The 14818-nt window shown below is 72.6% G+C and carries 8 protein-coding genes; 2 read left to right on the top strand and 6 right to left on the bottom strand.

The features are described 5' to 3' along the window. Positions 1-223: 223 nt before the first annotated feature. From ABT057_RS16375 to speB, 3 genes are all read right to left on the bottom strand, one after another. Positions 224-6685 (bottom strand): IPT/TIG domain-containing protein, encoded by a 6462-nt coding sequence (locus tag ABT057_RS16375; protein WP_352343656.1) that lies wholly within the window; start codon positions 6683-6685, stop codon positions 224-226. 106 nt (positions 6686-6791) lie between these two features. Further along, complete coding sequence (locus tag ABT057_RS16380) at positions 6792-8522, bottom strand: thiamine pyrophosphate-binding protein (protein WP_352343657.1); 1731 nt, start codon at positions 8520-8522, stop codon at positions 6792-6794. Beyond that, on the bottom strand, positions 8519-9487 hold the full coding sequence (speB, locus tag ABT057_RS16385; protein WP_352343659.1) for an agmatinase: 969 nt from the start codon (positions 9485-9487) through the stop codon (positions 8519-8521). Before speB ends, ABT057_RS16380 begins: the two co-directional genes overlap by 4 nt. A gap of 111 nt (positions 9488-9598) precedes the next feature. Here speB and ABT057_RS16390 point away from each other — a divergent pair, with 111 nt between their 5' ends. After that, positions 9599-11068: a helix-turn-helix domain-containing protein gene (locus tag ABT057_RS16390; RefSeq protein WP_352343660.1), complete on the top strand. Its 1470-nt coding sequence runs from the start codon at positions 9599-9601 to the stop codon at positions 11066-11068. A gap of 62 nt (positions 11069-11130) precedes the next feature. Next, entirely contained in the window at positions 11131-11925 is a 795-nt protein-coding gene (locus ABT057_RS16395; RefSeq protein WP_352343661.1) for a phosphatase, read from the top strand. Here the strand turns inward: ABT057_RS16395 and ABT057_RS16400 are convergent. From ABT057_RS16400 to ABT057_RS16410, 3 genes are all read right to left on the bottom strand, one after another. Next, on the bottom strand, positions 11912-12790 hold the full coding sequence (locus tag ABT057_RS16400; protein WP_352343663.1) for an acyl-CoA thioesterase: 879 nt from the start codon (positions 12788-12790) through the stop codon (positions 11912-11914). The two genes, ABT057_RS16395 and ABT057_RS16400, sit on opposite strands and share 14 nt — an antisense overlap. Before the next feature lie 36 nt (positions 12791-12826). Beyond that, positions 12827-13984 carry an acyl-CoA dehydrogenase family protein gene (locus tag ABT057_RS16405; protein ID WP_352343712.1) on the bottom strand — a complete coding sequence of 386 codons (1158 nt, stop codon included), beginning with the start codon at positions 13982-13984 and terminating at the stop codon, positions 12827-12829. 163 nt (positions 13985-14147) lie between these two features. Beyond that, positions 14148-14756: an SACE_7040 family transcriptional regulator gene (locus tag ABT057_RS16410; RefSeq protein ID WP_352343665.1), complete on the bottom strand. Its 609-nt coding sequence runs from the start codon at positions 14754-14756 to the stop codon at positions 14148-14150. Positions 14757-14818: the final 62 nt, after the last annotated feature.

Below are 14818 nucleotides of genomic sequence, written 5' to 3' on the forward strand. Positions count from 1 at the left end.
GAGATCGATCAAGAAGAGTACCGGGGGCAGTGACGCCTCTGCGTGACCGATACAGCGAATATTCATTTGATGCATTCACATCGGTACAAACGACAGCGGAGGCTATTCAGGGCAAGGCCGAACGGGTGAATTACTTTCCGCCTTATCCGACAGTGCGGATTTTCGGGCGGGAGTCAACGGGCTTGCGGCCTCGGACAGTTCGCCGAGGCCGCCGCGTCCGCCGTCAGGCATAGGTGTACGGGGTGGGGGCCTCCTCCGAGCCGGCGGGATTGGTGACGACGACGGGCACCGGACCGGCCTCGTGGCCGGGGGCGACGGCATCGAGCCGGGTGTCGGAGACGGCGATGAAATGGGCAGGGGTGTCGTCGAAGGTGACCGAGGTCGCGCTGGACAGGTTGGTACCGCTGATGATCACGAGGGTGTCACCGGCGGTGGGGCCGGTCGTCGGGCTGATGCCGGTCACCGTGGGAAGGTCGACGGCGGTGTACTCGGCGACCGCCGCACCCCCGCGGGTGGTGACGACCACGGAAAGCACTCCGGACGCCCCGGGCTGGGTGGTGACGTCGATCCGGCTGTCGGAATGCACCGTGAAGGGGACCTCGGCGCCGCCGATGGTCACCAGGGTGGTCGTGGTGAGACCGCGCCCGGAGATGGTGACCGGGATGCCGCCCGAGGCCGGTCCGGCGGCGGGGGCGAGACCTGTCACCACGGGCGGCTGGACGTAGTAGAAGGGCCGGGGGAGGCTGGTGCCGCCGGGGGTGGTGACGGTGACACCGACCGTGCCCTGTCCGGCCGGGGACATCGCGGTGACCGCGGTGTCGTTCACCACCACCATGCCGGTCGCGGGCCTGGTGCCGAAGTGCACCCCGGTGGCCTGCCCCAGGTGGGTGCCGATGACGGTCACCGGTGTGCCGCCGCCGGTGGGGCCCTGGTCGGGGAAGAGACCTTCGAGACCGAGCAGGACGGCGACGGTGCCGTTGTTGCTGTCGGCGACGTAGACGCTCAGATCGTGCGGGTCGATCGCGAGCCCGTAGGGCACGTTCAGACCGCTGTAGGCGGCGACGAGGGCGTTGGTGACGGTGCTGATGACCCGTACGGTGCCGTCGCCGCTGCTGGTGACGTACGCGAGCGCGCCGTCCTGGGTGACCGCCACCGCGACCGGCTCGGCGAAGCCGTGGACCGTTTCGACGACGTCTCCGGTGGCCGCGTCGACCACGGTGACGGAATTGCCGTCGTAGTCCGGTACGTAGAGCCGCTCCCCGTCGCGAGCGACGGCGGCCGCGCGGGGGCGGCGGAAGCCGGTGAAGTGGGCTGTGACCGCGTCGGTCCCGGTGTCGATGACGCTGATGGCGTCGGTGCCCGCCTCGCTGACGTAGACCCGCGTCCCGTCCGGCGAGACCGTCACGTCCTCCGGCGCCTGGCCGACCGGGATCACCGCGCTCACCTGGTTCGTGGCGGTGTCGATCACCTCCACCGTGTCGGAACCCCGGCAGGCCGCGTAGAGGCGGGTGCCGTCCGGGGTGACGGCCAGTCCGACCGGGTCGGACAGGCCCGATACGGTGGCGATGACGCTGTCGGTCGCGGTGTCGATCACGCTGACCGAACCGTCACCGCTGTTCGCCACGTACAGCCGCCCGCCGTCGGGGGCGATCGCCGCTCCCCAGGGGCCGACGCCGACGGGGATGGTGGCGACGACCGCCTTGGTGGCCGGACTGATCACCGTCACGGCGTCCGCGGCGTTGTCCGTGACGTACAGCCGGCTCCCGTCGGACGCCAGGACGACGGCGGCCGGCCGGCCGCCCACCGGGATGGAGACGACCTTGCCGGGCGGCGCGTTCAGATAGGCGAAGTTGGCGCCGGAGGTCACTCCGCCGTCCGCGGTGACGGTGACAGGTCCGGTGCCGGGCGTTTCCGCGTCCGCCGTGATCGCCCGGATGGCGGTGTCGTCGAGGACGGTGAAGTCCGCGGCGGGAACCGTCGCGATGGTGGCGTCGGAGGTGCCCGTGAAACCGGTGCCGGTGATGGTGACCGGCGTGCCGCCGGTCGTGTGACCGCTGCCCGGGAAGATCTCGCTGACCACGGGGCGGGGGGCCAGGTAGGCGAAGCTGCCGCCGGACGCCGTGTCCGGGCCGATGGTGACGGCGGCGGGCCCGGCGCCGGGGGCGGACGGGGCCGTGATGGCGCTGATGGCGGTGTCGCTCAGGACCGTGAAGTCGGCGGCGGGGACGCCGGCGACGGTGACGGCGGTGGCGCCGGTGAAGCCGGTACCGGTGAGGGTGACCAGGGTGCCGCCGCGGGTCGAGCCCGCTGCCGGGGCGATGCCGTCGACCGCCGGCGGGGGTGGGACGAGGTAGGTGTGGCTGCCGCCGGAGCCGGTGCCCGCGGGGGTGGTGACGCCGACGGTGACCGTTCCGGCCGGATGGGGAGGGGTGGTGGCCAGGATCGTCGTGTCGTCGGGCACCGAGAAGCCGAGCGCCGGTGTTCCTCCGAAGGAGACGGCGGTCGCTCCCGTGAAGCCGCTGCCGGTGATGATGACCTGAGTGCCGCCGCCGGTCGGCCCGGTCAGGGCGTCGACCGCGGCGACCACCGGCAGCGCCGGAGCCAGATAGGCGAAGGTCCCGCCCGATCCGGTGCTGCCGCTCGCGGTGACGGTGACCGGTCCGGACACCGGACCCGGCGCGGCGGCCGTGACCGCGGTGATGGTCGTGTTGCCGTCCACGGAGAAGCCGTCGACCGGAATCCCGGCGATGGTGACATCGGTGGTGCCGGTGAAGTCGACACCGGCGATGGTCACCACCGTGCCGCCGGTCGTCAGGCCGCTGCTCGGCAGGATCCCGGTGACGACGGGCGGTACGGCCAGGTAGTCGAAGAAGCCCCCGGCGCCGGTGCCCCCGTTCGCCGTGACGATCACGGCACCGGACGCGGGGGTCGGGGTCTCGTCGGTCACGGCGGTGATGACGGTGTCGTCCTCCACCGTGAAGCTCTCGGCCGGTACGCCCGCGATCAGAACCTCGGTGGCGCCGGTGAAGCCGCTGCCCGTGATCGTCACCTCCAGGCCTCCGTGGGTGAGACCGCTGCTCGGCAGGACACCGCTGACCACGGGTGGCGGGGCCAGGTAGGCGAAGACTCCGCCGGAGGCCGTACCGCCGTCGGTGGTGACGGTGACCGGCCCGGCGATCGGATCGGACGGGGTGGTGAAGGCGCTGACGGTGGTGTCGTCGATGACGGCGAAACCGGCGACCGGGGTGCCGGCGACGGTGATGGCGGTGGTTCCGGTCAGGCCCGTGCCCGTGATGGTGACCTGGGTACCGCCGTCGGCGGTACCGCTGGACGGAGCGATGCCGGTCACCGTGGGGACGACGGGGACGAGGTAGGTGTGGCTGCCGCCGGAGCCCGTGCCCGCGGGGGTGGTGACGCCGACGGTGACCGTTCCGGCCGGATGCGGAGGGGTGGTGGCCAGGATCGTCGTGTCGTCGGGCACCGAGAAATCGAGCGCCGACGCTCCCCCGAAGGAGACGGCGGTCGCTCCCGTGAAGCCGCTGCCGGTGATGATGACCTGAGTGCCGCCGCCGGTCGGCCCGGTCAGGGCGTCGACCGTCGCGACCACCGGCAGCGCCGGAGCCAGATAGGCGAAGGCCCCGCCCGATCCGGTGCTGCCGTTCACCGTGACCGTGACCGGCCCGGACACCGGACCCGGCGCGGCGGCGACGATCGCGTCGATGACGGTGTCGCTGGTCACCACGTACCTGGTGACGGGCACCCCGGCGACGGTCACGGCCGTGGCTCCGGTGAAGCCGCTGCCGGTGACGACGACCGGAATGCCGCCGGCGGTCGAACCCGCTGCGGGGGCGATGCCGCTGACCTCCGGCACCGGGGCCGCGTAGGTGAAGCTGCCGCCGGACCCGGTGCCCGCGCTCGTGGTGACCGCGACAGGGCCGGAAGCGGGGCTCGCGGGGTTGGTGGTGGCGGTGATGGTGGTGTCGTCGTCCACGGTGAAGTCCGCCGCGGGCACACCCGCGATCACGACGGCGGTCGCTCCCGTGAAGCCGCTCCCGGTGACCGTGACCTGGGTGCCGCCGTCCGTCGGCCCGCTCGGCGGGGCGATGCCGCCGACCGTGGGGGTGACGGGGACGAGATAGCTGAAACCGCCGCCGGAGCGCGTGCCCTCCGGGGTGGTGACAGCGACGGTGACGCTTCCGGCCGGATGTGCGGGGGTGGTGGCCAGAAGCGTCGTGTCGTCGAGTACGGAGAAGCCGAGCGCGGGCACACCGCCGAAGGAGACGGCGGTCGCTCCGGTGAAGCCGCTGCCGGTGACGGTCACCGAGGTGCCACCGTCGGTCGACCCGGAGGAGGGCTCGACGGCGCCGACGGTGGGGAGGACGGGAATCAGATAGGCGAAGCCGCCGCCGACGCTGGTGCCGCCCTTCGTCGTCACCGCGACCGGCCCCGTGATGCCGTCCGGTGGGGCCGTGGCGGTGGTGGCGGTGATGGTGGTGTCGTCGTCCACGGTGAAGTCCGCCGCGGGCACCCCCGCGATCACGACGGCGGTCGCTCCCGTGAAGCCGCTCCCGGTGACCGTGACCTGGGTGCCGCCGTCCGTCGGCCCGCTCGGCGGGGTGACGCCGCCGACCGTGGGGGTGACCGGAACGAGGTAGGTGAAGCTGCCTCCGAACCCCGCGCCGCCGTCCGTGACGACCTCGACGTCCCCGGAGGTCCGTCCGGAGGGTGAGGGGGCCGTGGTGGCGGTGATGGTGCTGATGGTGCTGTCGTCGTCCACCGTGAAACTCGCGGCGGGCACACCCGCGATCACGACGGCGGTGGCCCCGTCGAAACCGCTGCCGGTGATCGTCAGCAGGGTGCCGCCGCTGGTCGGTCCGGAGGACGGCTCGACGCCGATGACCGTGGGCCTCGGCGCGAGGTAGGAGAAGACGCCGCCCGAGGCCGTACCCGCCGGGGTGGTCACGGCGACCGGGCCCGTGGCGGGAACGGACTCCGCGGTGACCGCGCTGATCGTCGCATCGTCGACGACGGTGAAGCTGACGACCGGCGTACCGGCGAGGGTGACGGCGGTGGCGCCGGTGAAGCCGGTACCGGTGACCGTGACCAGAGTGCCGCCGCCGGTCGGTGCGGTGCCCGGTGCGACACCGCCGACCGTTGGCACGGCGGGCAGGAGGTAGCCGAAGCTGCCGCCGGACACCGTGCCCGTGGGGGTGGTGACGTCGAGGGTGACGCTTCCGGCCGGATGTGGAGGGGTGGTGGCCAGGATCGTCGTGTCGTCGGGCACCGAGAAGTCGAGCGCGGGCACACCGCCGAAGGTGACGGCGGTGGCGCCGGTGAAGCCGGTACCGGTGACGATGACCTGGGTGCCGCCGGCGGCCGGTCCGGTCCGGGCGTCGACCGCGGCGACCACCGGCAGCACCGGAGCCAGATAGGTGAAGAGGCTGCCGAAGCCGCTGTCTCCCGCGTCCGCCACGCTGACGGGCCCGCTCACGGGCGCCGATGCCGCGGTGACCGCGCTGATGGCCGTCGCGTCCAGCACCGTGAAGCTCGCGACGGGGACCCCGGCGACCGCCACGCCGGTCACGTCCGTGAAGCCGCTGCCGGTGATCGTCACCGTTGTGCCGCCCTGGGTCGAGCCGCTGTTGGGGATGATCCCGGTGACCTGGGGCGGTTCGGCCAGGTAGGTGTAGCCGCCGCCGCTCGCCGTCCCGCCTCGCGCCGTGACGGCGATGGGACCGGAGGCGGGCGGCGACGACGCGGTGATCACGTCGAGCGTGGTGTCGCTGAGCACGGCGAAATCCGTCACCGGGACACCCGCGATCCTGACGGCTGTGGTGCTGGTGAATCCGGTCCCGGTGATGGTGACGGCGGTGCCGCCGCTGATCGGTCCGGACGTGGGGGCGTTGGCGTGGATCACCGGCAGTGGCGCCAGATAGCCGAAGGTGCCGCCGGAGCCGGTGCCGACGGATGTGGTGACGGTGACGGTACCGGTCACCGGGGTCGACGGCGCGGTGACCGCGCTGATGGCCGTCGCGTCCAGCACCGTGAAGCTCGCGACGGGAACCCCGGCGACCGCCACCGCGGTGGCACCCGTCAGACCGGTGCCGGTGATCGTCACCAGGGTGCCGCCCTCGGTCGAGCCGGAGGACGGGCTGATCCCGGTGACCGCGGGCAGTGCCGGAGCCAGGTAGGTGAAGCTGCCGCCCGTTCCGCTGCCCGCACTCGTGGTGACCCTGACCGTGGCGGCACCGGCGGCGTGCGGCGGGGCCGTCGCCAGGATGGAGGTGTCGGCGGTGACCGAGAAACCCGTCGCCGGCAGGTTACCGATCGTCACAGCGGTGGCGCCGGTGAATCCACGGCCGCTGATCGTCAGTTGGGTGCCGCCCGCGATCGGGCCGGACAAGGGCTGGACGGCCGTGACGGTCGGTACCACCGGTGCCAGATAGTCGAAATGGCCGCCGATGTCCGTACCTGACGGTGAGACGACGCCGATCTGCACGGTTCCGGCGGCCCTGGGGGGCGCGGTGCAGGTCAGCGTGGTGCCGTTCAGCACGGTGAAGGGCACCGAGATCCCGCCGAACAGCACCTTGGAGACCGAGGCGCCGAATCCGGAGCCCAGGACGGTGACTTTCGTACCACCCGTGGTGGGGCCCGATGAGGGGGCGACAGCAGTGATGGTGGGCATGTCCGCTTCTTCCGAGTCTTCCGGGAAGGATGGGCGGCCCACCGGTACCGAATACCTGATATGACAGCAGAGAATCACCAAAATGGAGTAACAGCGATGATTTTCATCATTGATCACTCGATCGAGTGAGGGCTGTGCCGGGGTCCTCGGCTCGGTCGAGGTGCGTCGGCGCGAACATCCGCAGGAGAGCCGGGAGTACGACCACGGAGGGGCCCGGCGTCGCCAGGGCCTTCGTCAGGTCCGCTGCCAGGGATTCCGGGGAGGTGCGGGTCGCCGGGACGCCGAAGGACTCCGCCAGGGCCACGTAGTCGGGGCGGGTCAGCTCCGTCGCCGTCGTCTCGCCGAACGCGTCCGTCAGGTACTCGCGGAGGATGCCGTAACCGCCGTCGTCGACGATGAGCCAGGTGACCGGGAGGTCGTACTGCCGGGCGGTGGCCAGTTCGGCGATCGAGTAGAGGGCTCCGCCGTCGCCCGAGACGGCGAGGACCGGGCGGGCCGGGTCCGCGACCGCCGCGCCGAGGGCCGCCGGGAAGCCGTAGCCGAGTCCGCCGGCGCCCTGGGCGGAGTGCATGTGGCCCGGGCCCTTCGCGTCGAAGGCCGACCAGGCCCAGTACGCAAGGATGGTCATGTCCCAGAAGGACGGCGAGTCCGCCGGGAGGGCCTTGCGGATCGAGGACAACAGGTCCTGTTCCAGGGTGAGTTCCTGGGCGGCGAGGCGGTCGGCGACCTTGGCGAGCACCTCGCGCACCCGCTCGGGGGCGGACGGGTCCGTGCGCTCCGCCACCGTCTCCAGCAGGGCCTGCAGCGCCAGGCGGGCGTCCGCGTGGATGCCCAGGGCCGGGTGGTTGGACTCCAGTTTGCCGAGGTCGGCCTCGATCTGCACGACCCGGCCCCGCGGCTTGAAGGTGTGGTAGTTCGAGGAGAGTTCGCCCAGGCCCGAGCCGACGACGAGGAGTACGTCGGCGTCCTCCAGGAAGTCCGTGGTGTGACGGTCCTCGATCCAGGACTGGAGGGACAGGGGGTGCGTCCAGGGGAACGCGCCCTTGCCGCCGGGGGTCGTGACGACGGGCGCGTCGATCCGCTCCGCCAGCTGTCGCAGCTTTCGCGAGGCGTCCGCCCGTACGACTCCCCCGCCCGCGATGATCGCCGGGCGGGCGGCGCGGGACAGGAGGTCGGCGGCCACGGCGGTCAGCTCGGGGCGCGGGGGGAGCTCCTCGGGGAAGGCGTCGCCGCCCGTCACCACCGGGATCGTCGTCTCCGCCAGCAGGACGTCCTGGGGTATCTCCACCCACACCGGGCCGGGCGGGGCCGACAGGGCCGACTTCCAGGCCGCCTCGATCGCCGACGGGATCTGGGACTGGGTGCGGACGGTGTGGACCGACTTCACCACGCCCCGGAAGGAGGCCGCCTGGTCGGGGAGTTCGTGGAGATAGCCGTGGCGGCCGCCGCCCAGGCCGGCGGTGGGGATCTGGCTGCTGATCGCGAGGACCGGGGCGGAGGCCGCGGCGGCCTCCTGGAGCGCCGGCAGCGAGGTCAGCGCGCCGGGACCGGTCGACAGCAGCAGCGGGGCCGCCTCGCCGGTGATCCTGCCGTAGGCGTCCGCCGCGAAGCCCGCGTTGTTCTCCACGCGCAGGCCGACGTAGCGCAGGGAGGAGCGGCGCAGGGCGTCGAACATGCCGAGCGCGTGCTGGCCCGGGAGGCCGAAGACCGTGGTCGTGCCGAGGGCTGCCAGGGTCTCCACGACCAGGTCCCCGCCGATACGGCCGGGAGGGGGGTTCAGAGCGGCGGAGATCTGCGCCCGGGTCGGGCGGAGCACCAGGTCGTGGTCGTGGGTCACTTCGAGCGAGCCTCCGCAATCCGGCGGGACATGATCGTGGTCAGTTCGTACGCCGTGTGGGACGCGGCCACCGACGTGATCTCCGCGTGATCGTACGCGGGGGCCACCTCCACGACGTCCGCCGAGACCAGGTTGCAGGATGCCAGGCCGCGCAGGATCTCCAGGAGTTCGCGGGAGGTCATGCCGCCCGCCTCCGGGGTTCCGGTGCCGGGGGCGTGCGCCGGGTCGAGGCAGTCGATGTCGATGGAGATGTAGAGGGGGCGGTCGCCGATGCGCTGCCGCAGCTGGTCGGCGATCTCGTCCACGCCGCGCCGCATCACGTCGGCGGACGTGACGATGCCGAAGCCCATCTTCTCGTCGTCGGTGAGGTCCTGCTTGCCGTAGAGGGGGCCTCGGATGCCGACGTGCGACAGCGCGGACGTGTCGAGGACGCCCTCCTCGACCGCGCGGCGGAACGGGGTGCCGTGCGTGTACTCGGCCCCGAAGTACGTGTCCCAGGTGTCGAGGTGCGCGTCGAAGTGGAGCAGGGCCACGGGGCCGTGCTTCTTCGCCACCGACCGCAGGAGGGGGAGGGCGATGGTGTGGTCGCCGCCGAGGGTCATCAGCCGGGCGCCCGTGCCGAGCAGGTCGTCGGCGGCCGCCTCGATCGTCTCGACCGCCTCGTGGATGTCGAACGGGTTCACGGCGATGTCGCCGCCGTCCGCGACCTGCGCGAGGGCGAACGGGGAGGCGTCCTGCGCGGGGTTGTAGGGGCGCAGGAGCCGGGACGCCTCGCGGATCGCGTTGCCGCCGAAGCGGGCGCCCGGCCGGTAGGAGACGCCCGAGTCGAAGGGCACGCCCACGACGGCGACGTCGGCGCGGCCGACCTCGTCGAGGCGGGGCAGCCGGGCGAAGGTCGCGGGGCCGGCGTACCGGGGGACGCGGGAGGAGTCGACGGGGCCGCGGGGCGTCTCGTTGCCGGTCATGGTCGCATGCCTTCTTCCTGGGGGACTGCCTCGACGATAGGTGACCGGAAAGCGGGCGCGAAGTGTACGTTTCATCCATCTCGTACCCGTGAAGTGGAGGGAACGCACACCATGTCCGAGCGGCCGTCCGTTCCCCTCACCCCTCCGGTGTCCCTCGCCTCCCTGCTGGCCCGCGAGGACCTGGCGCTGCGGCAGATCGCCGGTCCCGCCGGCCCGGGGACGGTGCTGCACGGGGCGCACGCCTCGGAGATGGCCGACCCGTACCCGTATCTCCTGGGCGGCGAGCTGCTGCTGACGGCCGGGGTGCACATTCCGGAGACGGCCGGTGCGGGGACCGGCCTCGACGGCTATGTCTCGCGGATCGTCGCGGCGGGCGGGGCGGCCCTCGGGTTCGGGGTGGCGCCGGTGCACGACACGGTGCCGGGGGCGCTGGTGGCGGCCTGCGAGGCGTACGGGCTGCCGCTGATCGAGGTGCCGCCGCGGACGACGTTCGCGGCGGTGGCCCGCGCGGTCTGGCAGCTGATGGAGCGGACCCGTACGGCCGAGCTGCGCCGCGTCACCGAGGCCCAGCAGAGTCTGGCCGCCGCCGCGGCCCGCCCCGACCCGGTCCTCGCGGTCCTCCGTCGGCTGGCCCGGCAGACCGGGGGGCGGGCGGTGCTCTACGGGCCGGAGGGGACGGAGGTCGCGGCGGCGGGCACGGCGGCCCCGGAAGAGGGAGCGCTGTCCTCCCTCGCCCGGCTGCTCGTCTCCCGTGGTTCCGCGACCGCCAGTGACACCACCCCCGAGGGCGTCCATCTCGCCGCCTACGCGCTGGGGGCGGGTCAGGGGTTCGTCCTCGGGGTCGCCTCGCCGCGCCGGGAGCCCGGGGACCAGAGCATCGCCTCGGTGGCCGCCGTCCTCCTCTCCCTCCTCACCGGCGAGCAGCGCGGCGGCTCGGACGCGGCCCGTTCCGCCGCGCTCGTACGGCTGCTGCTGGGCGCCCCGCCGCAGGAGGTGGCCCCGCTGCTGGGCGGCGGGGAGCGGTGGTTCGTGGTGCACGCGCGGCCCGCCGGGCAGGCGGCGGCCCCCGACGCCCTGGCCGCCTCCGCGCTCGGCGCCGCGCTCGGGTCGCCGCTGGTGGACCTCGCCGACGGCGTCGTACGGGTCCTGGTGCCGGCCGGCCGGGAGCCCGGGCCGCAGGCCGGGTGGACGCTCGGGGTGAGCGCCGTCGCCGGACCGGGGCAGTGGCCGGCCGCCGACGCCCAGGCGGCGCGCGCCCTGGCCCGGGCCCGGGCCACCCGCGGTGCCCTCGTGCGGCACGGCCGGCGCGCGGGTCTCGCCGGCCTGGTGGCGGAGGACGAGGCGCGGGAGCACGCCCGTGCGGTCCTCGCGCCGCTGGACGCCTCGCCCGCCCTCGCCGAGACCCTGCGCGCCTGGCTGTCGCTGCACGGCAGCTGGGACCGGACGGCGGTCGCGCTGGGCGTGCACCGCAACACCGTGCGGCAGCGGATCGCGCGGTGCGCGGCGCTCCTGGGGACGGATCCGGATGATCCAGACGTCCGCATGGAGCTGTGGTTCGCCCTGCGCGTGACCGGCCAGTGACGCGCGTCCCAGCGCTCGGAACAGCGCAGACGGCCCCCGTTCGCTGCCTCACAATGGGGACCATGCCGATACCCGGGACTCCCAGCCGCGCCGAGCTCGTCGACCACCTCGTCAAGACCCGTATCGCGGGTGAGGTCGCCACGCCGCGCGAGAACAACCTCTCGCACTACCGCCAGCTCGCGAACGGCAACCGCAACTACTGGCTGGGCCTGGAACTCGGCGACCGCTGGACCGACGAGCAGGACGTGCTCGCGGTGATGGCCGAGCGGGTGGGGGTCAACGACGATCCCGAGTACCGGTACGGGCAGGACACCATCGACCCGGAGCTGACCGTCGCCGGTCTGGACCGGCTGGCGGCGCGGCTGCGCAAGGCCGCCGAGGACCGGCAGCGGGTGCTGCTCGCCACCGGTCACCCGGGCGGCCTGCTCGACGTGCACCGTCGTACCGCGGCCGCGCTGCGCGAGGCCGGCTGCGAGATATTGGTGATCCCGGCCGGGCTGCAGACGGACGAGGGGTATGTGTGGCAGGTCGCCGACGTGGCGGTCCTCGAGCACGGGGCCACGCTGTGGCACACCCACTCGGGTGAGCCGATGAAGGCGATCCTCACGGCGCTGGAGCGGGACGGCCGGCCGCTGCCCGATCTGGTGGTCGCCGACCACGGCTGGGCGGGCTACGCGGGGCAGCACGGCGTCGACTCCGTCGGGTACGCCGACTGCAACGACCCGGGGCTGTTCGTCGCCGAGTCGGAGGGGACCGTCCAGGTGGCGGTCCCGCTCGACGACCATGTGGTCAGCCCGCGGCACTACGACCCGATGATCGCGTACCTGCTGGCCGCGGCGGGGCTCACCGAGGAGTAGACCTCGGCACCCGTACGACCCCTTCCTGGATGACCGAGACCGCGAGCCGCCCGTCCTGGGTGTAGATGCGGGCCTGCCCGAGTCCCCGGCCGCCGTACGCGGACGGGGACTCCTGGTCGTAGAGGAGCCATTCGTCGGCGCGGAACGGGCGGTGGAACCACATCGCGTGGTCCAGGGAGGCACCGACCACGTCCCCGACCGCCCAGCCGCCGCGGCCGTGCGCGAGGAGGACCGAGTCGAGGAGCGTCATGTCGGAGACGTAGGTGGCGAGGACGACGTGGAGGAGCGGGTCGTCCGCCAGCTTGCCGTTGGTGCGGAACCAGACCTGGGAGTGCGGCTCGCGCGGCTCGCCGAACCTGCCGTACGGCGGGTCCTCGACGTACCGCAGGTCGATGGCCTCGCGGGCCTCGAGGAACCGCTCGACGATCGCGGGGTCGAGGTGGTCGTAGCCGCGCAGGCGTTCCTGGCCGGTGGGGACCGCCTCGGGGTCGGGCGCGGGCGGCATGGGGGCCTGGTGGTCGAGGCCGTCCTCGTACGACTGGAAGGACGCGGACAGCGCGAAGATCGGCCGGCCGTGCTGGACGGCGACGGCGCGGCGGGTGGTGAAGGAGCGGCCGTCGCGGATCCGCTCGACGTTGTAGACGATGGGGGCGCCCGGGTCGCCCATGCGCAGGAAGTACGCGTGCAGGGAGTGGGCGTGCCGGTCCGCGGGGACCGTACGCCCGGCGGCGACCAGCGCCTGCGCCGCCACCTGCCCGCCGAAGACGCGGGGGACGACGGCGGAGCGGGACCGGCCGCGGAAGATGTTCTCCTCGATCTGCTCGAGGTCGAGCAGATCGAGGAGATCGTTCAGTGCCTGGCTCATGACGTCTGGTTGTACCGGGCAGTAGTTGCCGGGACCTTACAGACCCATGTCCTTGGCGATGATCGTCTTCATGATCTCGCTGGTGCCGCCGTAGATGCGGTTGACGCGGTTGTCCGCGTACAGGCGGGCGATCGGGTACTCGTTCATGAAGCCGTAGCCGCCGTGCAGCTGGAGGCAGCGGTCGATGACGCGGTGCGCGACCTCGGTGGCGAACAGCTTGGCGCTGGCGGCCTCGGCGGGGGTCAGCTCGCCCGCGTCGAGGGCCTCCAGGGCGCGGTCGACGACGGCCTCGGCCGCGTCCACCTCGGCCTTGCAGGCGGCCAGCTCGAACTTGGTGTTCTGGAAGTGGGCGACCGGCTTGCCGAAGACGGTGCGGTCCTGCACGTACTGCTGGGCGAACCGGACGGCGGCCTTGGCCTGCGCGTAGGCGCCGAAGGCGATGCCCCAGCGCTCGGAGGCGAGGTTGTGGCCGAGGTAGTAGAAGCCCTTGTTCTCCTCGCCGAGGAGGTCCTCGACGGGCACCTTGACATCGACGAACGCCAGCTCGGCGGTGTCGGAGGTGCGCAGGCCGAGCTTGTCGAGCTTGCGGCCGATGGAGTAGCCCTCGGACTTGGTGTCCACGGCGAACAGGGAGATGCCGTGGCGGCGGTCCTCGGCGGTGGACGCGGCGGTGCGGGCGCAGACGATGACGCGGTCGGCGTGGACGCCGCCGGTGATGAAGGTCTTGGAGCCGTTGAGGACGTAGTGCGTGCCGTCCTCGCTGAGCTTGGCGGTGGTCTTCATGCCCGCGAGGTCGGAGCCGGTGCCCGGCTCGGTCATCGCGAGGGCCCACATCTCCTCGGCGGAGACGAACTTCGGCAGGAAGCGCTTCTTCTGCTCGTCGGTGGCGAGCATCTTGATGTACGGCAGACCGAGCAGGACGTGCACGCCGGAGCCGCCGAAGTGGACGCCCGCGCGGGCGGTCTCCTCGTACATCACGGCCTCGAACTTGTACGAGTCGATGCCGGCGCCGCCGAACTCCTCCGGGACGTTGATCCCGAAGAGGCCCAGCTCGGCGAGCTTGTAGTAGAAGTCGCGCGGCGCCTGGCCTGCGGCGAACCACTCGTCGTAGACGGGGACGACCTCGGCCTCGATGAAGGCCCGGAGGGTCTCCCGGAACGCCTCGTGATCCTCGTTGAACACCGTACGGCGCACCGCCGCCACCTCCACCTGGCTCAAAGGTCCATATCTAAGCGCTTGCTCAGATGATTACCGTACCGGTGGGTAGCGAGAGGCGTCCAGAGGCATCCGGCCAGGACGCCCGTAACGCTCGTCACGCCCGACGCCCGAGCCGGTCACGGCCCGGCGGCCCGGCTCCTCAAGCCCCGGCTCCTCCCGCCCCCGCGGCCGCGAAAGCCCCCCTCGCCATCCGGTGCAGCAGCGCCGCCGTGGCGGTGCGGCCCGGGAGGGAGCCGGGGCGGGCCAGGTGCGGGGTGGAGTTGAGAAGGCCGAAGACCGAATGGACGGCCGAGCGCGCCGCCGGTTCGGTGAGGGCCGGGTAGTTCTCGCGGACCACCTCCACCCACAGCTCGACGTACTGCCGCTGGAGCTGGCGGACCAGCTTGCGGTCGCTGTCGCGGAGGCGGTCCAGCTCGCGGTCGTGCAGGGTGATCAGGGGACGGTCGTCGATCGCGAAGTCGATGTGCCCCTCGATGAGCGAGTCGAGGACCGTCTCCGCCGAACCCCCGTCGGCCTCCGCCAGGCGGCGCTTCGCGCCCGTCAGGAGCTGGCCGCTGATGCCCACCAGCAGCTCGGCGAGCATCGCGTCCTTGCCCGGGAAGTGCCGGTACAGGCCGGGGCCGCTGATGCCGACCGCGGCTCCTATCTCGTCGACCCCGACGCCGTGGAAGCCGCGCTCGGCGAACAGCCGCGCGGCCTCCTTGAGGATCTGTTCGCGGCGGGTGGTGGCGTCGGTTCTGGTGGCCATGGAGGTAATTCTAGACAGGGAGGTTAGCGGTCGTTAACCTGGAGGAAATGGTTAACGCTCAT

The organism is Streptomyces sp. NPDC002588, assembly GCF_040295925.1.
Taxonomy (GTDB): Bacteria; Actinomycetota; Actinomycetes; order Streptomycetales; family Streptomycetaceae; genus Streptomyces.